Source organism: Streptomyces nidicola (assembly GCF_050106155.1).
Taxonomy (GTDB): domain Bacteria; phylum Actinomycetota; class Actinomycetes; order Streptomycetales; family Streptomycetaceae; genus Streptomyces.
In genome coordinates, this window is sequence record NZ_JBNBPI010000001.1 from 7,045,014 (window position 1) to 7,061,518 (window position 16,505).

General features: G+C 71.3%; 16 protein-coding genes and 1 pseudogene. 10 read left to right on the forward strand and 7 right to left on the reverse strand.

Annotated features, from left to right (window positions below):
• The first annotated feature begins 134 nt into the window (after positions 1–134).
• Together ACOKM3_RS31830 and ACOKM3_RS31835 are read left to right on the forward strand one after the other, a co-directional pair.
• Positions 135–3,635, forward strand: coding sequence for a DNA polymerase III subunit alpha (locus ACOKM3_RS31830; RefSeq protein ID WP_426904607.1), 3,501 nt, complete (start codon positions 135–137; stop codon positions 3,633–3,635).
• Entirely contained in the window at positions 3,632–4,660 is a 1,029-nt protein-coding gene (locus ACOKM3_RS31835; RefSeq protein WP_426904609.1) for a DNA polymerase Y family protein, read from the forward strand. Before ACOKM3_RS31830 ends, ACOKM3_RS31835 begins: the two co-directional genes overlap by 4 nt.
• Positions 4,661–4,695: 35 nt before the next feature.
• Here the strand turns inward: ACOKM3_RS31835 and ACOKM3_RS31840 are convergent.
• Positions 4,696–4,848: pseudogene (locus tag ACOKM3_RS31840) on the reverse strand (cupin domain-containing protein); the annotation flags it as partial.
• A gap of 193 nt (positions 4,849–5,041) precedes the next feature.
• Between ACOKM3_RS31840 and ACOKM3_RS31845 the strand changes: the two are divergent.
• The gene (locus tag ACOKM3_RS31845; protein ID WP_426906952.1) at positions 5,042–5,545 is read left to right on the forward strand and encodes a MarR family winged helix-turn-helix transcriptional regulator; all 504 of its coding nucleotides are present in this window, start codon (positions 5,042–5,044) and stop codon (positions 5,543–5,545) included.
• Positions 5,546–5,623: 78 nt separating this feature from the next.
• Here ACOKM3_RS31845 and ACOKM3_RS31850 read toward each other — a convergent pair whose 3' ends face one another.
• Both ACOKM3_RS31850 and ACOKM3_RS31855 read right to left on the reverse strand, forming a co-directional pair.
• A complete protein-coding gene (locus ACOKM3_RS31850; RefSeq protein ID WP_426904611.1) occupies positions 5,624–6,595 on the reverse strand; it encodes a lytic polysaccharide monooxygenase auxiliary activity family 9 protein in 972 nt (323 codons plus the stop codon).
• Positions 6,596–6,753: 158 nt separating this feature from the next.
• Positions 6,754–7,443: a response regulator gene (locus tag ACOKM3_RS31855; protein WP_426906953.1), complete on the reverse strand. Its 690-nt coding sequence runs from the start codon at positions 7,441–7,443 to the stop codon at positions 6,754–6,756.
• A gap of 155 nt (positions 7,444–7,598) precedes the next feature.
• Here ACOKM3_RS31855 and ACOKM3_RS31860 point away from each other — a divergent pair, with 155 nt between their 5' ends.
• Genes ACOKM3_RS31860 through ACOKM3_RS31875 form a run of 4 tightly spaced genes read left to right on the forward strand, consistent with a single transcriptional unit; the run spans position 7,599 to position 11,107 of the window.
• Positions 7,599–8,582 carry a Bug family tripartite tricarboxylate transporter substrate binding protein gene (locus ACOKM3_RS31860; protein WP_426906954.1) on the forward strand — a complete coding sequence of 328 codons (984 nt, stop codon included), beginning with the start codon at positions 7,599–7,601 and terminating at the stop codon, positions 8,580–8,582.
• Between the two features lie 14 nt (positions 8,583–8,596).
• Complete coding sequence (locus ACOKM3_RS31865) at positions 8,597–9,127, forward strand: tripartite tricarboxylate transporter TctB family protein (protein WP_426904613.1); 531 nt, start codon at positions 8,597–8,599, stop codon at positions 9,125–9,127.
• 4 nt (positions 9,128–9,131) lie between these two features.
• Positions 9,132–10,640: a tripartite tricarboxylate transporter permease gene (locus ACOKM3_RS31870; RefSeq protein ID WP_426904615.1), complete on the forward strand. Its 1,509-nt coding sequence runs from the start codon at positions 9,132–9,134 to the stop codon at positions 10,638–10,640.
• On the forward strand, positions 10,637–11,107 hold the full coding sequence (locus ACOKM3_RS31875; RefSeq protein ID WP_426904617.1) for a GNAT family N-acetyltransferase: 471 nt from the start codon (positions 10,637–10,639) through the stop codon (positions 11,105–11,107). Before ACOKM3_RS31870 ends, ACOKM3_RS31875 begins: the two co-directional genes overlap by 4 nt.
• 36 nt (positions 11,108–11,143) lie before the next feature.
• Here ACOKM3_RS31875 and ACOKM3_RS31880 read toward each other — a convergent pair whose 3' ends face one another.
• Complete coding sequence (locus tag ACOKM3_RS31880) at positions 11,144–11,281, reverse strand: hypothetical protein (protein WP_266721280.1); 138 nt, start codon at positions 11,279–11,281, stop codon at positions 11,144–11,146.
• A gap of 199 nt (positions 11,282–11,480) precedes the next feature.
• On the opposite strand from ACOKM3_RS31880, the gene ACOKM3_RS31885 reads away from it, so the two are divergent.
• Positions 11,481–12,653, forward strand: coding sequence for an RNA-guided endonuclease InsQ/TnpB family protein (locus ACOKM3_RS31885; RefSeq protein ID WP_426904619.1), 1,173 nt, complete (start codon positions 11,481–11,483; stop codon positions 12,651–12,653).
• A gap of 98 nt (positions 12,654–12,751) precedes the next feature.
• Positions 12,752–13,351, forward strand: a complete 600-nt coding sequence (locus ACOKM3_RS31890) for a class I SAM-dependent methyltransferase (RefSeq protein WP_426904621.1) — start codon at positions 12,752–12,754, stop codon at positions 13,349–13,351.
• Here ACOKM3_RS31890 and ACOKM3_RS31895 read toward each other — a convergent pair.
• Both ACOKM3_RS31895 and ACOKM3_RS31900 read right to left on the reverse strand, forming a co-directional pair.
• Positions 13,344–13,865, reverse strand: a complete 522-nt coding sequence (locus ACOKM3_RS31895; protein WP_426904623.1) for a ribonuclease FAU-1 family protein — start codon at positions 13,863–13,865, stop codon at positions 13,344–13,346. The two genes, ACOKM3_RS31890 and ACOKM3_RS31895, sit on opposite strands and share 8 nt — an antisense overlap.
• The gene (locus ACOKM3_RS31900) at positions 13,843–14,778 is read right to left on the reverse strand and encodes a GNAT family N-acetyltransferase (RefSeq protein WP_426904625.1); all 936 of its coding nucleotides are present in this window, start codon (positions 14,776–14,778) and stop codon (positions 13,843–13,845) included. Before ACOKM3_RS31900 ends, ACOKM3_RS31895 begins: the two co-directional genes overlap by 23 nt.
• A gap of 71 nt (positions 14,779–14,849) precedes the next feature.
• On the opposite strand from ACOKM3_RS31900, the gene ACOKM3_RS31905 reads away from it, so the two are divergent.
• Positions 14,850–15,215 (forward strand): GntR family transcriptional regulator, encoded by a 366-nt coding sequence (locus ACOKM3_RS31905; protein WP_426904627.1) that lies wholly within the window; start codon positions 14,850–14,852, stop codon positions 15,213–15,215.
• Positions 15,216–15,341: 126 nt separating this feature from the next.
• On the opposite strand, the gene ACOKM3_RS31910 is transcribed toward ACOKM3_RS31905, so the two are convergent.
• Entirely contained in the window at positions 15,342–16,436 is a 1,095-nt protein-coding gene (locus ACOKM3_RS31910; RefSeq protein ID WP_426904629.1) for a DUF5925 domain-containing protein, read from the reverse strand.
• Between the last annotated feature and the right edge of the window lie 69 nt (positions 16,437–16,505).

Below are 16,505 nucleotides of genomic sequence, written 5' to 3' on the forward strand. Positions count from 1 at the left end.
CCCGAGCGGTGGCTCCCGGGTGGCGGTTTCGGCTCGCACAAATATTCGAACATGGTTTACGGTGAGGGCATCGGCCCTGATGAGGCTGGTGTGACAGGTCGGATAGAGGGGGGAGTAGTGACGAGGTGGTTCGGATGCGGGGTTTTACGCATCTGCACACCGCCTCGGGTTTCTCCCTGCGGTACGGGGCCTCGCACCCGGACGCGCTCGCCGAGCGGGCCGCCGCGCGCGGCCTCGACGCGCTCGCCCTGACCGACCGGGACACCCTCGGCGGCGCCGTCCGCTTCGCCAAGGCCGCGGGCAGGGCCGGTATCCGGCCACTGTTCGGGGTGGACCTCGCCGTCGCCGCACCGGCCGAAGCCGTCGAACGCACCGAACGGCGGCGCACCCCCGCCCGGGGCGGCGCCTTCGTCGACGAGTCGGCGCAGCGCGTGACGTTCCTCGCCCGGGACGGCGCGGACGGCTGGGCCGAACTGTGCCGGCTCGTCACCGCGGCGCACCGCGATGTCACCGCCGTTTCCGGGCAGGGCCGACGCCCGCTGCTGCCCTGGGACGCGCTCGGCGAAGAGGGTGCGGACCACGTGTTCGTCCTGCTCGGCCCCGACTCGGACGTCGGCCGCGCGCTCGCCGCCGGCCGCCCGGACCGCGCGGCCCGGCTCCTCGCGCCCTGGCGTGAGCGGTACGGGAGCGGCGCGCTGCGCATCGAGGTCGTCTCCCACGGCCTGAGCGGCACAGGACCCGGCTCGCTGCGGCACGCCGCCCGCGCCCTCGGGTTCGCCGCCGACCAGGGGATCCTCCCCGTACTCAGCAACGCCGTCCGCTACGCCGACGCCGGACAGGGGCCGGTCGCGGACGTGCTGGACTCCGCGCGCCGCCTGGTGCCGATCGACCCGCGCGGCACGCTCGACAGCGGCGGACGCTGGCTCAAGCCCGCCGCCGACATGGCGCGCGTCGCCGAGCAGGTCGCCGAGGCCGCCGGATACGGCGCCAACACCGCGCGCCGCCTCCTCGCCGTCACCGAGGAGACCGCCCAGGCCTGCCGCGTCGACCCCGAGGACGACCTGGGGCTCGGCCGGGTGCACTTCCCCGAGCCGGACCTCGTCGGCGCCGCCCGGCGCACCCCCGACCGGGTGCTTCGCTCGCGCTGCGATGCCGCGATGCTGGCCCGCCGCTACGACTACAAGCGCCGGTACTGGGAGCGCCTGGAGGACGAACTGGGCCTCATCGAACGGCAGGGCTACGCCTCGTACTTCCTCACCGTCGCCCAAGTGGTGTCCGATGTGCGGGAGTTGGGCATCCGGGTCGCGGCGCGCGGCTCCGGCGCGGGCTCGCTGGTCAACCATCTGCTCGGCATCGCTACGGCCGACCCGGTCGAACACGGGTTGTTGATGGAGCGGTTCCTGTCCGAGCAGCGCATGGAGCTGCCCGACATCGACATCGACGTGGAGTCCGCCCGCCGCCTGGAGGTCTACCGGGCGATCCTGGACCGCTTCGGGCCCGAGCGGGTCGCCACCGTGTCCATGCCGGAGACCTACCGGGTCCGCCACGCCGTACGGGACGTCGGCCTCGCCCTCGGCATGGAACCGGCCGAGGTGGACCGGCTCGCGAAGTCCTTCCCGCACATCCGCGCCCGCGACGCCCGCTTCGCGCTCCAGGAGCTGCCGGAGCTGCGCGGCATCGACCCGGAGGCGTACCCGCCGAAGCTGTGGGACCTGGTCGAGGCGCTCGACGCGCTGCCGCGCGGGATAGCCATGCACCCGTGCGGGGTGCTGCTCTCCGACACGACCCTGCTGCGGCGCACCCCGGTCGTGCCGACCAGCACCGAGGGCTTTCCCATGTCCCAGTTCGACAAGGAGGACGTGGAGGACCTCGGGCTGCTCAAGCTCGACGTCCTCGGGGTGCGGATGCAGTCCGCGATGGCGCACTCGGTGCGCGAGATCGAGCGGGTGACCGGCAACCGCATCGATCTCGACGACCCCGAACAGGTGCCGCCGGGCGACCCGAAGACGTATCAACTCATCAAGTCCTCCCAGACCTTGGGCTGCTTCCAGACCGAGTCGCCGGGCCAGCGCGATCTGCTCGCGCGGCTGCTGCCCGAGACCTTCCACGACCTGGTCGTGGACATCTCGCTGTTCCGTCCCGGGCCGGTCGCGGCCAACATGGTCGACCCGTTCATCAAAGCACGGCACGGCAAGCAGGCGCCCGCGTACCCGCATCCGGATCTGAAGGACGCGCTGGAGGAGACGTGCGGCGTGGTCGTCTTCCACGAGCAGATCATCCGGATCCTGCACGTGATGACCGGGTGCAGCCTCGCCTTCGGCGACTACACGCGGCGGGCGCTCTCGAAGGCGGACCAGGTCGGACGGGTGCGGACCTGGTTCGAGCAACAGGCCCGGGCGCGCGGATACACGGAGGAGGTCGTGACACGGACCTGGGAGATCATCGAGGCGTTCGGCGCGTACGGGTTCTGCAAGGCGCACGCCGTCGCGTTCGCCGTGCCCTCGTACCAGTCGGCGTGGCTGAAGGCGCACCATCCGGCCGCGTTCTACGCGGGGCTGCTCACGCACGACCCCGGCATGTACCCGAAGCGTCTGCTGCTCGCGGACGCGCGGCGGTGGGGGGTGCCGGTGCTGCCGCTCGATGTGAACGCGTCGGATCCGGCCTATCGAATCGAACTGGTGTCTGATGGTGGGGACGGTTCGGGCCGTTTCGGTGGTTTCGTTCACGGGCTCCGGCTCGCGCTCGACGATGTGCGCGGCATGAGCGAGGCCGAGGCGGAGCGGATCGTCGCGGGGCGCCCCTACGTCTCGCTCCAGGACTTCCTCTCCCGCGCCCGCCCCTCCCGGCCTGTCGCCGAACGGCTCGCGCAGGTCGGCGCGTTGGACGCCTTCGGGCGCAACCGGCGGGACCTGATGCTGCACATCGCCGAGTCGCAGCGGAGCGGGAAGGGCGGTGCCCAGGGACAGTTGGCGCTCGGCGAGACCGACGCGGCCCCCGATACGGTCGCCCCCGCCCAGCTGCCCGACCTCGACGACGCCGAACGGCTCGGCGCCGAGCTCGGCGTGCTCGGCATGGACACCTCGCGCCATCTCCTGGGCGACCACCGGGAGTTGCTCGACGAACTGGGCGTGTCCTCCGCGCACCGGCTGAAGGACCTGCCGCACGGACAGGTGGTCCTGGTCGCCGGCGCGAAGGGCGCCGTGCAGACGCCGCCGGTCCGCTCCGGCAAGCGCGTCATCTTCACAACGCTCGACGACACCTCGGGCCTTGTCGACTGCGCGTTCTTCGAGGACAGCCACGACGCGAGCGCGCACACCGTCTTCCACTCCTGGCTGCTGCTCGTACGCGGCGTGGTGCAGCGCAGGGGCGGCGGCAGCGGCAAGGCGCTGTCGGTCACCGGATCCGCCGCCTGGGACCTGGCCGAACTGGCCGAGCTGCGCCGCACGGGCGGCCTGTCCGCGGTGACGGACCGGCTCACCGCGGAGCGCCCCGCGACGGACACGGCGGCGGACGGCCGCAGCATCCGCCTGGAGACGGGCTACGACCTGCACCCCTGGGCGGACCTCCAGCCGCCCGGCGAACCCGTCAAGCAGAGCCGCAAGTTGTGGCACCAGAGCCCGGGGAGTGCGGGATGACGCGGACGACACGGACGACGCGAGGAAGTGGGGAAGCGGTGCCGACACAGATCCTGTACGTCCACTTTCACGACCTGGTGGACGAGCAGCTCTACCTCCATCTGCTCGCCCTGCTGGCCGAGTTCACGCCCCTCGTGCAGGCGCTGCCGCCGGACGCCGCGCTCGCCGATGTCACGGGCAGCCTGCGCTACTTCGGCACGGACGCGGTGGCTCTGGCCGAGCGGATCCGGGCGCGGACCGGAGGTCTCTACGGGCTGCGTTCGACCATCGGCGTCGCCGCGAATCCGATGCTGGCCCGGATGGTCGCCGTCGACGGGCCGCCGTCGGCGGTGCGGGAGCTGCCCGACGACCTGGACGCGGTCGCCGCCTTTCTCGCCCACAAGTCCGCCGCCGCCCTGCACGGCGTGGGGCCCGCGACCGCCCGCACCCTGTCCTCGTACGGTCTCGACAGCGTCGGCAGGATCGCCGCCGCGCCGCTCGGCACCCTGCAACGCATCCTCGGCGCCGCCGCGGGGCGTCGACTGTACGACGCGGCTCGCGGCCTCGACCCGACACCGGTGGTCCCGGCGGCCCCGGCCCGCTCGATCCGCGTCGAACACGACTTCCCGCAGGACGAGTTGGACCGCGACCGGCAGCGCGCCGTGCTGCTCGCGCTCACCGACCGGCTCGGCCTGCGGCTGCGCGCCGAGGAGCAGGCGACCGGCGCCCTCACCCTCACCGTGCGCTACGTGGACCGCAGCACGACCACGCGTACCCGCGCCCTGCGTGAGGCGTCCGCCCACACCCCGACGCTGACCTCGCTCGCGTACGAACTCCACGACCGGCTCGGGTTGCAGCGGGCCCGCGTGCGGTCCTTCGCGTTGCGGGCCGACCGCCTGATCCCGGCCGAACTGGCCTCCCGGCAGCTCCTGTTCGATCCGGCCGACGAGCGGGACCGCCGCATCGAGGACGCGGTCGACCGTGCCCGGAGGAAGTTCGGCCCGACCGCGATCCGCCCGGCCGCGGCGCCACCGCACGCGGCCTGACGGGACGGCGCCGCATGCGGCCTGACCGGGCGGCGCTACCGGGCCCACGGCGGAGCGATCCGCGTCCCGTCCGCCAGCTCGGCCTCCAGGCCCACCGACGTCGTCACCCACATCGTCGCGGGCTCGTCCGCCGGGTTCTCCACCCCGAGCGCCGTGCCCGCGTTCACGATGGCGGTGTCGCCGGGCGCGAGGGTGTGCGGGGACGCGTCGCTGGACGTCGGGCGCAACACGGTCCGCCAGGCGGTGCGCAGGCTCGCCGAGGAGGGCCTCGTGGTCACCACGCTCGGCCGCTCCGGCGGGACACGGGTGCGGCCCGCCTCGGCGGTGGAGGAGGAACGGGCCGCGGTGGCCGCCGTCTTCAGGGCCACCATCCGCGACTACATGGAGTACCGGTCGGCGGTCGAGCCGTTCGCGGCCGCTCTCGCGGCGCGGCGCGGCTCCACCGCGGACCGGCGGGTCCTGGTGCGGATGCTCGACGGGGAGGTCGCCGACCTCGCCGCCTGTCACCGGGTCGACTCGCGCTTCCATCTGGCGGTCGCCGCGGGGCCGGCAACGAGGTCCTCGGCGGGGTGGTGGAACGGTCCGGGGGACGCCACCGCCACGGAGCTCGCCGGCCACCTCGGTGTGACCAAGCAGGCCGCGAGTCAGCTCGTCGACGAGCTGGTGCGCAAGGGGTACGCCGAGCGGCGGCCCCACCCGCAGGACGCGCGGGCCCGGCTCGTCGTGCTGACCGCGCGCGGGTGGGACTGCACGCGGGCCGCGGAGGAGGCGTCCGCCGAAGCGGTGCGGCCCTGGGTGGAGCGGCTCGGGGCGGGCGAGGCTCACGCGCTCGCGGAGCGACTGCTCGCCATCGCGCCCAACGGACCCATCAGGCCCACCTGGTGACGGTCCGTCCGATCCACGCATGAGGACCGCCGCCTCCCGAAGGGCAGGGAGGCGGCGGTCCGGTTTGTGACGCTGCGATCAGCGGCCGTGGCGGCCGGCCGTCGTCGCGCGGCGACGCATCGAGGCGAACAGGCCCGCCGCGCCGATCGCCAGGGCGGCCGCGCCGCCCATCGCGATGTACGGGGTCGTGGAGTCGCCGCCCGTCTCCGCGAGGCTCTGCTTCTGCAAACCACCCTGCGCGGCAGGGGAGTTGGCGTCATCGGCGGCGGGCGCGGCCGACTCGTGGGTCTCGTGCGCGTCGTCGCCCATGTCCATGCCGCTGTGGTCGACCGTCGACTTGTCGGCGTCCGCCGCGATCTGCTCGTCCGAGGGCGTCGTCGCCTCCTTCGTCGTGGCGGAGGCGGTGGACGCGCCGCCGTACGTCACGTCCGAGCAGGAGTAGAACGCCTCCGGGCTGTCCGAACGCTGCCAGATGCCGTAGATCAGCTGGCGGCCCGTGCGGTCCGGGAGCTTCCCGGAGAACGTGTAGTAGCCGCCCGACGCCGTCGGGTCCGTCTTCGTCGCGACCGGGTTCTCCATGTCCAGGTCGGACCACTTCAGCGGCTTCGACGGGTCGTAGCCCTGCTTCGTCATGTAGAGGTTGAAGGTGCCCTTGTGCTGGGCGGTCACCTTGTACTTGAAGGTGTACGAGCCGGCCGAGACCTTCGTCGCGGGCCAGTCGTCGCGGGCCAGGTCCATGCCCTTGAACTCGTCGGAGTTCGCCGAGCACAGCTTGCCGTCCGGGATGTTCTCCTGGTGCTTGCCGGCCGCCTCGCCGTCGCGGATGCCGTTCCAGTCGTACAGGGCCTGCGGGCCGCCCTCGGCGACCGCCGCCTTGCACGCCGCCGACGTGGGGCTCTCGGCGCCCTCCGCGTAACAGGCGGCGACCCGGCTGGCCGGATCACCGAGCGTGCCGTGGGCTGCCGCGGGCGTTGCGGACAGGGCGGTGAGGGCGAGGGGGATCGCCCCGACCGTGGTGAGCGCGGCGAGCTTGCGGCGGCTTGCGGGCATGGGGGTACTCCTTGATCGAGTGCATTGAGTGCACCGAGCGCATCGAGTGCATTGGGGGGTGCGGCAAGGAAGTTAGCCCGAAAAAACCCGCTGTTCGGCCCGTGGGAGCGCTCCGAGTGGATCTTTATGGCCCCCTTAAGGCGCCCCTCAGACTCCGCTCAGGACACCCACCGATACCGCCGCTCCGGCCGCCCCGTCCCGCCATACCGGAGCGTCACCCGCGCCCGCCCCGTACCCGCGAAGAACTCCAGATACCGGCGCGCGCTCACCCGCGACAACGTGCCCGCCTCCTGGGCGCACTCCGTCGCCGACAGGCCGCCGGGGTGGGCGCGCAGCGTCTGCTCCACCAGGTCCGCGGTGTGTGCGGCGAGCCCCTTCGGCAGCTCCCGCGAACCCGGCGGGCGGGCACCGAAGATCTGGTCGACGTCCTCCTGGCGGGCCTCGTCCAGGTCGTCGAGGCGGGTCCGCAGCGCCGCCACATGCCTCAACTGCTCCTGCAACGCCGCCTGGTTGAACGGCTTGATCAGATAGTGCAGCGCCCCCGCCCGCAGCGCCGCCCGCACCACCTCCGCGTCCCGCGCCGCCGTGATGAACAGCGCGTCCACCGAGGTACGGGCCGGATCCCGCTCCTCCGCGGCCCGCAGCGCCCGCAACACCTCGATGCCGTCCATGTCCGGCAAGTACACGTCCAGGAGCACCAGATCGGGGCGCAACGACTCCGCGGCGCGCAGCGCCTCCGCGCCGCTGTGCGCCACCCCGGCCACCACGAACCCGTCCATCGCGGACACGTACCGGCTGTGCAGCTTCGCGACCATGAAGTCGTCGTCCACGATCAAGACCTTGATCAAGACCTTTGTCACTGGCGCAGAGTAGGTGCGCGACCACAAGGACCACAACGTCCGTTGCTTGCGGAAGGGAGACAGCTTGTTAACGCGTAGGCAACATGTGGGCCACCTCACAACCAGCCCACGGTCAAAACGAACCCAAGAAGTAGGTGGCACACGTGCGCCTGCGCACACCCCTCGCCCTGCTCGGGGCCGCGCTGCTCGTCCTGGTGGGGCCGCCGCTGCTCACCTCGGGCAGCGGCGCCGACACCGGCACCCAGATCCCCGGCCTGCGCCTCATGGTCCCCAACACCCCCGGCGGCGGCTACGACATCACGGCACGCACCGCCGCGAAGAACGCGGAGGACGCCGAACTCACCCACAACGTCGAGGTGTTCAACCTGCCCGGCGCGGGCGGCACCGTAGGCCTCACCCGCCTCGCCGGCGAACACGGCAACGGGAAACTCGCGATGTCCATGGGCCTCGGCGTCGTAGGGGCCGCCCGCTCCAACCACTCCCCGAAGACCCTCGCCGACACCACACCCATCGCCCGGCTCACCGAGGAGCCCGACGTCGTCGTGGTCGCGAAGGACTCCCCGTACAAGAACATCAAGCAGCTCATCGACGCCTGGAAGAAGAACCCCGGCAAGCTGCCCGTCGGCGGCGGCTCCTCGCCCGGCGGCCCCGACCATCTGGCGCCCATGCTGATGGCGCGCGCCGCGGGCATCCAGCCGAAGAAGGTCAACTACGTGCCGTTCGACGGCGGCGGCGAACTCCTCGCCTCCATCCTCGGCAACAAGGTCGCCTTCGGCGTCTCCGGCGTCGGCGAGTACCTCGACCAGATCAAGAGCGGCGAACTGCGCCTCCTCGCCGTCACGGGCCCCGAACGCGCCAGCGGCCTCGACGGGCCCACGCTCAAGGAGTCCGGCTACGACGTCGACTTCACCAACTGGCGCGGCATCGTCGCCCCGCCCGGCCTGTCCGGCGCCCAGCGCGACAAACTCACCAACCTCGTACGGAAGTTGCACGCTTCCAAGGAGTGGAAGAAGTCGCTGAAGACGAACGGCTGGGACGACGCGTTCCTCGTCGGCGACGACTTCGGGACGTTCCTCGACGCCGAGGACAAGCGGGTCGTGTCCGTACTGAAGGAGCTGGGCCTGTGAATCCGGTAGAGCCCGTGACCGCCACCGAAACCCGCCCGGCCGAGGACACGCACACGTCCTGGCTGCGCGAACACTCCGAACTCGGCGTCTGCGTACTCCTGTTGGCGCTCGGCGTACTCGTCCTCACCGACGCGCTCACCATGAACGTCGACATCGCCCAGCGCGGCCCCGTCGGCCCGAAGACCGTCCCGATCGTCGTCGGCATCGGGCTGCTCGCCGTCGCCCTCCTGCTCGCCGTCGACGTACTGCGCGGCGGCAGGGGAGAGGCCGAGGCCGGCGAGGACGTCGACCTGTCCGAACCCGCCGACTGGCGCACCGTGTTGCTGCTCGCGGGCGTCTTCCTCGCCACCGCCGTGCTCATCGAACCGATCGGCTTCCCGATCGCGGGCGCGCTGCTGTTCTGGGGCGCGGCGTACGCGCTCGGCAGCCGCCACCTCACCCGCGACCCCCTGATCGCCGCGGCCCTCTCCCTCCTCACCTTCGTCCTCTTCAACAACCTGCTCGGCGTCCCCCTGCCGGGCGGCCCCCTGATGGAGGTGCTGTGACCCCATGAACGCCCTCAACTCCCTCCTCGACGGCTTCGGTACGGCCCTCACCCCCATCAACCTCCTCTGGGCGGCGATCGGCGTCCTGCTCGGCACGGCCATCGGCGTCCTGCCCGGCATCGGCCCCGCGATGGCGGTCGCCCTGCTCCTCCCGGTGACGTACGGACTCGAACCCACCGGCGCGTTCATCATGTTCGCGGGCATCTACTACGGCGCCATGTTCGGCGGCTCGACGACCTCGATCCTCCTCAACACCCCAGGTGAGAGCGCCGCCGTGGTCGCCGCCATGGAGGGCAACCCCATGGCGAAGTCCGGACGCGGCGCACAGGCCCTCGCGGCCGCCGCCATCGGACACTTCGCCGGCGGCATGATCGGCACGATCCTGCTGGTCGCCCTCGCCCCGAAGGTCGCCTCGCTCGCCGTCGACATCGGCGCGCCCGACTACTTCGCCATCATGGTCCTCGCGTTCATCGCGGTGACCTCGGTGCTCGGCTCGTCCCGCGTACGAGGACTGGCGTCCCTTTTGATCGGCCTCACGATCGGCCTGGTCGGGCTCGACCAGATGACCGGCCAACAACGGCTCACCTTCGGCTCGTTGCAGCTCGCCGACGGCATCGACGTCGTCATCGTCGCGGTCGGCCTCTTCGCCATCGGCGAGGCCCTGTGGGTGGCCGCACATCTGCGCCGCACGAGCGGCGAGGCGATCCCGGTCGGCCGCCCCTGGCTCGGCGGCTCCGACGTGAAGCGCACTTGGAAGTCGTGGCTGCGCGGCCCGCTCATCGGCTTCCCGTTCGGCGCGATCCCCGCGGGCGGCGCCGAGATCCCCACGTTCCTCTCCTACGTCACCGAGAAGCGCCTGTCCAAGCACAAGGACGAGTGGGGCAAGGGCGCCATCGAAGGCATCGCGGGCCCCGAATCGGCGTCCTCGGCATCCGCGGCCGGCACGCTGGTCTCGATGCTGACGCTCGGCCTCCCGACCACGGCGGTCGCCGCGGTCATGCTCGCGGCCTTCCAGCAGTACGGCATCCAGCCAGGACCGCTCCTCTTCGAACGCGAACCGGAACTGGTCTGGGGCCTCATCGCATCCCTCTTCGTCGGCATGGTGCTGCTCCTGGCCCTGAACCTCCCCCTGGCCCCCGTCTGGGCGAAGCTGCTGCGCATCCCGCGCCCGTACCTCTACGCCGGCATCCTCTTCTTCGCGGCGGTCGGCGCGTACGCGGTAGGCGGCGAAGCCATCGACCTGATCATCCTCCTGATCATCGGCCTCATCGGTTTCGGCATGCGCCGCTACGGACTTCCGGTCCTGCCCGCCGTCATCGGCGTCATCCTCGGCCCGAACGCCGAGCAACAGCTGCGCCGCGCCCTCCAGATCAGCGACGGCAGCGTCAGCGGCCTGGTCAACACGCCGTTCTCCGTGACGGTCTACGCGGTCGTCCTGCTCATCGTGGCGTGGCCGCTGCTGAAGAAGCTGGTGGTGCGCGAGAGGGGAAGTGACGTAGACAGGACGACATGACCAACGAGAGCCGAGAACCCGGGATCCGCCTGGCGACGGCCGCGGACGTGCCCGCCGTCAAGGCGGTCACGGACGCGGCGTACCACCACTACATCGCCCGCATCGGCGTCGTACCCGCGCCCATGGAGGCCGACCACGCGGCGAACGTGGCGGCGGGCCTGGTGTACGTCACCGGGGCGCGGGAGCCGGTCGGCCTGGTCGTGGTCGAGCCACACCCCGACCACCTCTTCCTCGACAGCATCGCGGTCCACCCCGACGCCCACGGGCAGGGGGTGGGCCGCCGCCTGCTCGCTTTCGTGGACGAGCACGCGCGCGCTCTCGGGCTGTTCGAGGTGCGTCTCTACACGAACGCACTCATGTGGGAGAACCAGGAGCTGTACCCGCGCCACGGATACGAGATCGTGGAGCGCCGCACGGACGGCCCCTACGACCGGATCCACTACCGCAAGCGGCTGGGGCCGTCCTGACGGCTCAGGGTCTGCGCGGCATCCGTCCGGCCCCGCTCACTCGTCCGGCCACCACGTCTTGCGGACGTCCTTGCGCACTTCGGGGCGGTCCTGCTTCATGTCGGCCGCGTCTTCGCGCAGCCGGCGCGTGATGGTGCTCGCTCCGGTCGGCTTGTGCATGGTCACTCGGCGCATGGTGCCTCCTGTACCTACACGGACCCCAACGTGGTGCCGTTGTAGACCTGTTCCCGGAGAGTGACTCATTGAAGCGCAAATGTCAGTGGCGTGTCCCACAGCGGGGCGTTCCCCGTGGGTCTGTGCTTCGTTCGCGCTGGGGGCGAGGTGTCATCTGTTCGAATGCCCGGCCTGAACTCATCGGCTAGCGTCCCGGAGTATGAAGCTGGTGGTAAGGGTCAAGCTCTTGCCGACGCCGGAGCAGGCGGTGGCACTTGAGACGACACTGCACGCCTGCAACGAGGCGGCGACTTGGGCAGCGCGCACAGCCTTCGAAGAGAGCGCGCGTCGCCCCCTGGAGCTGCGCAAGCTCACGTACCGGACGATCCGGGAGCGCTGGAAGCTGGGATCGCAGGCTGCCCAACATACGATCAAGAAGACTTGCGATGCCTATGCGACGTTGGCCGCGGGGATGCGCGCATGCCGCTATGGGAAACCCGGCTCCAGACGGCGTGAGCGTGTATCGGGCAAGCCGATTGCCTTCCGGGCAAAGGCGGCTCAGCCGTACGACGACCGGATGCTGTCGTGGCAGCACGAGCAGCGCACCGTGTCGATCTGGACTCTGTCCGGACGCCTGAAGAAGCTCCCCTTCACCGGGCAAGCTGAACAGCTTGTGCTGCTCGCGGCCAGCAGTCGCGGTGAGTCCGATCTGACGTGTGAGAACGGATCCTGGTTTCTGATCGCGACCTGTGAGGTTTCCGAGGCGGAGTTCAACGGCCGACCTGCCGGTTTCCTTGGAGTGGATCTCGGCATCGTGAATATCGCAGCCACCAGCGACGGCCGACGGTATTCCGGCCGCAGAACCAACCGGAAGCGGGAGTGCGACCGGAAGCTTCGCGCCAAACTACAGAAGAAGAACACCAAGTCCGCCAGACGACGGGCGAAGAGGCGAGTGGGTAAAGAGGCTCGCCGCAACAAAGACACCAATCACAAAATCTCGAAGTGGATCGTGGCGGAGGCTGAACGCACCGGTCGCGGGATTGCTCTGGAAGACCTCACGGGCATCCGCGAACGGGCACGGCTGAGAAGGCCCCAACGCGCCGCACTCCACTCCTGGCCGTTTGCGCAACTGGCCGCGTTCATCGTCTACAAGGCGAAGCGGGCGGGAGTACCGGTGGTGTATGTCGATCCGGCGTACACCAGCCAGGAATGTTCCGAGTGCCATCACATCGCACGGGGCAACCGGCCTTCCCAGGCCGTGTTTGCCTGCCAGGTCTGCGGCTTCGTTGAGACTGCTGACCTCAATGCGTCCCACAACATCGCCTACAGGGGTTGGATGGTGTGGGTCTGCGGGGCCGGGTCAACGGTCCCTGAACTCGCCCTCGGCGCGTGAATTCTGGACGCAGCCAGGACGTCACAGCCGGTGATGGACCTGAGCGGCAAGCCCGGCAGCTCGTCGGGAAGTTGACTGGCGGATGTCACACCCCGGAGATGATGCAATTGCTGGAACCGTTGGACTGGGACGCGATGGCGGGCAAGTTCGACGATGACCCCGACCATGGGCTGCGGGATCCCGAGGTGCGTGCCGCCTGGGCCGAGAGGCTGGCCGGGTGGTTGCCGGAGGGCTGCTGTGACGTGGTCGACCTGGGATGCGGGACGGGGAGTATGTCACTCCTCGCGGCCGAGCGGGGGCACCGGGTGACCGGGGTGGACAGTGCGCCCCGGATGCTGGAGCTCGCCCGGCGCAAGCTCGTGGGGCGTGACGCGGAGTTTCTGCTCGGGGACGCGGCGGAGCCGCCGGTGGCGGCGGGGGCGTACGACGTGGTGTTCGCGCGGCACGTGCTGTGGATGCTGCCCGATGTCGGGGCGGTGCTGGCGCGGTGGGTTTCGCTGCTGCGGCCCGGTGGGCGGCTCGTGCTGGTGGAGGGGGTGTGGGGTGAGGTGAGTCCGGCGGGGATACCTGCGGCGCGGCTGGTGGACGCGCTCGCACCGCTCGTCGCGGACGTCCGGCGGGAGCCGCTGTCGGCAGACGCGCGGCTGTGGGGGCGGGAAGTCGCGGACGAGCGGTACGCGGTGGTCGGCGTTACGTGAGGTGATCCGGGCGGGGATCCGGGAGGGGCGGGAACTCGCCTCGCTCCGCCAGGAGTTCGAGGTCGTCCAGGGCCTGCGTCGCCGCCTGCGCGGCCTCCGGGTCCCGGTCGGTGAGGCCGCTCTCGGCGAACTCGTCCTCGTCCAGGCGGATGATGTCGCTGCCGTCCGCCGACACCCACAGGTCGAGGTCCAGGTCTTCGGAGCGGATGTCGCCGTCGTCGGTCCGGACCGCGGGGCGGGTGATGTCGCAGTACCAGCCCTTCAGCGTGCCGTCGCCGGTGCGGACCTCTTTGACGGCGTACCAGCGGTCGCGCCAGTAGTGCTCGGTGAAGACGTCGCCGGGGGCGAACCGGACGAAGCCGAAGTCGCGTACGCCGTCGCCTGCCCAGGGAGCGCGGACCGTGATGCGGGTGCCGTCGTCGTGAAGGAGGTCCACCGGGTAACTGATCTTTGTGCGGCCCGCTTTGATCAGGTGCACGTGGAGGGCGTCGTCAGCGGGGGAGGGTGCGGACATGGCGGATCTCCGTCGCGTCGAGTACGTAGCCGAACCATTTGTTGATCGCGAGCATGGGTTCGTTTCCGGCGTCGTTTCCCGTGTACGCCACCGTGATGCCGGCCGTGCGGGCCCGGTGCAGGGAGTCGTTCTTGGCGAGCTTGGCGAGGCCGCGGCCGCGGAAGGCGCGGGCCGTGCCGGTCATTCCCGTCGAGTAGCGTCCCTCGTCGTCTGTGCGGGCCGCCGTGAACGCTGCCGGGCGGCCGTCCACGACCGCGACCGTCGTCAAGTCGTGGTTGAGGAGGGGGTGGTGCCAGGTGTCGCGCAACCACTGTTCGTAGTCGGTGAATTCGGTCAGGATGTCGCCCGGTTCGTCGGCGACCGTCTCCGCGTCCAGGTGGAAGAGGGGGCGGGGGTCCGCCGCGTAGTCGGAGGCGGTGCGCAACTCCACGTGGGGCGGGGCGGGTTGGCGGGGCGGGAGGGTGCCGGTCGTGAGGTCGAGGCGGAGGAAGTGGGCGCTGCGGCTCGAGCGGTAGCCGCGGGCGGCGGCCCAGGCGAGGTTGCGCGGGGCGTCCAGGGCCCAGCAGTGCACCTCCGTGGCGCCGTGCCGGCCGAGGTGCTCCTCCGCCGTGCGCAGGAGGAGGGTGCCGGCGCCGTGGCCCGTGTGCTCGGGGTGTACGTATACGTTCGCGTAGCCCTGGCCGGGCTCCGGGCTGTCGTACGCGATACCGACTTGCGCCGTGCCGATCACCTCGCCGTCGCCGGTCTGCGCGAGCAGTTGGCGGTAGTGGGCGTCGGGGTGGGCGTTTGCGGCATCGTACGCGACGGAGGCCGGCGTCGCGAGCATGGCGGGGAGGCAGGTGCGGCGGATCCGGGCGAAGGCCTCGGTGTCGGCCGGACGGTCGAGGTGCAGCGCGCGCACGATCACGGTCATGGGGGCGCACGCTACGCGCCGCGCGCCACCGGGTGCCTCCTATTTTTCGGTGCTGCGGGAGAATCGACGGCGTGACCTTGAAGATCCGCATTGACGACAGTGCCGCGCCGTACGAACAGGTGCGGGCCCAGATCTCCGAGCTCGCCCGGTCGGGGGTGCTGCCCGTCGGGTACCGGCTGCCCACGGTCCGCGGGCTCGCGGAGGAACTCGGCCTCGCCGCGAACACGGTGGCCAAGGCGTACCGGGCCCTCGAGACGGACGGGGTGATCGAGACGCGGGGGCGCAACGGCACGCTCATCGCGGCCGCGGGGGACGCGGCGGAGCGGGAGGCCTCGGCGGCGGCGCAGGCGTATGCGGAGCGGGTGCGGCGGCTTGGGCTGTCGGAGGATGCGGCGCTTTCCGCGGTGCGGGACGCGGTGCGGGCGGCGTACGCGTAGGCGGTGCAGGGCCACTCGTAGCGGTGCGCGGCACCGGGGTGCCGCATTGCCCACCCTGCCGCCCAAGGCGGCAGATTGCCCAAGGCGGAGCGGCACCTCGAGCCCGTTGCGTAACGGGACGACGGGCTACAGGTACAGCCCCGCCTCCGTCCCACCCCGCTGGTCCGGGACCGACGTCGGGGAGATGCCCCGGCGCAACGCGTACAGCTCCGCCAGTGTCGCGCCCTCGCGGCCCACGCCCTCGTCGGTGCCGAGCCAGTCCGTGGCCTCGCGGCGGGTCAACGGGGAGACCTCGATGCGGGCCAGGCAGCGGCCGGGGCGGACCACCGCGGGGTGGAGGCGTTCCAGGTCCTCGTTGGTGGTGACGCCGACCAGGACGTTGCGGCCCTGGCCGAGTAGACCGTCGGTCAAATTGAGCAACCGCGACAACGCCTGGCCCGCCGTGTGCTTCGCCTCGCCGCGGATCAGCTCGTCGCAGTCCTCCAGGAGGAGCAGGCGCCAACGCCCGTTCGCCGAGCCGTCGTCCTCGCCGATCGCGATGTCCATCAGATAGCCCACGTCCGAGAAGAGCCGCTCGGGGTCAAGGACGCAGTCGACCTGGCACCAGTCCCGCCAGGAGCGGGCGAGGGTGCGCAGCGCCGACGTCTTGCCGGTGCCCGGAGGGCCGTGCAGGAGGAGCAGGCGGCCCGCGATGTCCTCGGGGCGCGTCTTCATCAGCCCGTCCATCGCTTCGGCGACCGGCGCCGTGTAGTTGGGCCGCACCTCCTCCCACGTACCGGCCGAGATCTGGCGCGTCGTACGGTGCGGACCGCGGCGCGGGGACACGTACCAGAAGCCCATCGCCACGTGCTCCGGCTGCGGCTCGGGCTCGTCGGCCGCACCGTCCGTGGCCTGCCCGAGCACCTTCTCCGCCAGCTCCGCCGTCGTCGCCGTCACGGTGACGTCAGCGCCCCTGCTCCACCGGGAGATGAGCAGCGTCCACCCGTCGCCCTCGGCGAGCGTCGCGCTGCGGTCGTCGTCGCGCGCGGACCGCAGCACCCGGGCGCCCGGCGGCAGCAGCGTCGCGGCCGAGCGCACCCGGTCGATGTTCATCGCGTGCGAGTAGGGCTGCTCGCCCGTGGCGAAGCGGCCGAGGAACAGCGCGTCGACGACGTCGGAAGGCGAGTCGCTGTCGTCGACGCCCAGCCGGACCGGCAGCGCGTCGAAAGGGTTCGCAGACATGCCGCCATGATCCGGCACGAACGGGTCTCCCGCACGCAATTTCCGCAGCGTGCCCCGGCCTCGTACCGG

Coding starts and splice junctions, on each gene's coding strand:
- ACOKM3_RS31830 (WP_426904607.1), top strand. CDS start 135: ATGCGGGGTTTTACGCATCTGCACACCGCCTCGGGTTTCTCCCTGCGG.
- ACOKM3_RS31835 (WP_426904609.1), top strand. CDS start 3,632: ATGACGCGGACGACACGGACGACGCGAGGAAGTGGGGAAGCGGTGCCG.
- ACOKM3_RS31845 (WP_426906952.1), top strand. CDS start 5,042: ATGGAGTACCGGTCGGCGGTCGAGCCGTTCGCGGCCGCTCTCGCGGCG.
- ACOKM3_RS31850 (WP_426904611.1), bottom strand. CDS start 6,595: ATGCCCGCAAGCCGCCGCAAGCTCGCCGCGCTCACCACGGTCGGGGCG.
- ACOKM3_RS31870 (WP_426904615.1), top strand. CDS start 9,132: ATGAACGCCCTCAACTCCCTCCTCGACGGCTTCGGTACGGCCCTCACC.
- ACOKM3_RS31875 (WP_426904617.1), top strand. CDS start 10,637: ATGACCAACGAGAGCCGAGAACCCGGGATCCGCCTGGCGACGGCCGCG.
- ACOKM3_RS31880 (WP_266721280.1), bottom strand. CDS start 11,281: ATGCGCCGAGTGACCATGCACAAGCCGACCGGAGCGAGCACCATCACG.
- ACOKM3_RS31885 (WP_426904619.1), top strand. CDS start 11,481: ATGAAGCTGGTGGTAAGGGTCAAGCTCTTGCCGACGCCGGAGCAGGCG.
- ACOKM3_RS31890 (WP_426904621.1), top strand. CDS start 12,752: ATGATGCAATTGCTGGAACCGTTGGACTGGGACGCGATGGCGGGCAAG.
- ACOKM3_RS31895 (WP_426904623.1), bottom strand. CDS start 13,865: ATGTCCGCACCCTCCCCCGCTGACGACGCCCTCCACGTGCACCTGATC.
- ACOKM3_RS31900 (WP_426904625.1), bottom strand. CDS start 14,778: ATGACCGTGATCGTGCGCGCGCTGCACCTCGACCGTCCGGCCGACACC.
- ACOKM3_RS31910 (WP_426904629.1), bottom strand. CDS start 16,436: ATGTCTGCGAACCCTTTCGACGCGCTGCCGGTCCGGCTGGGCGTCGAC.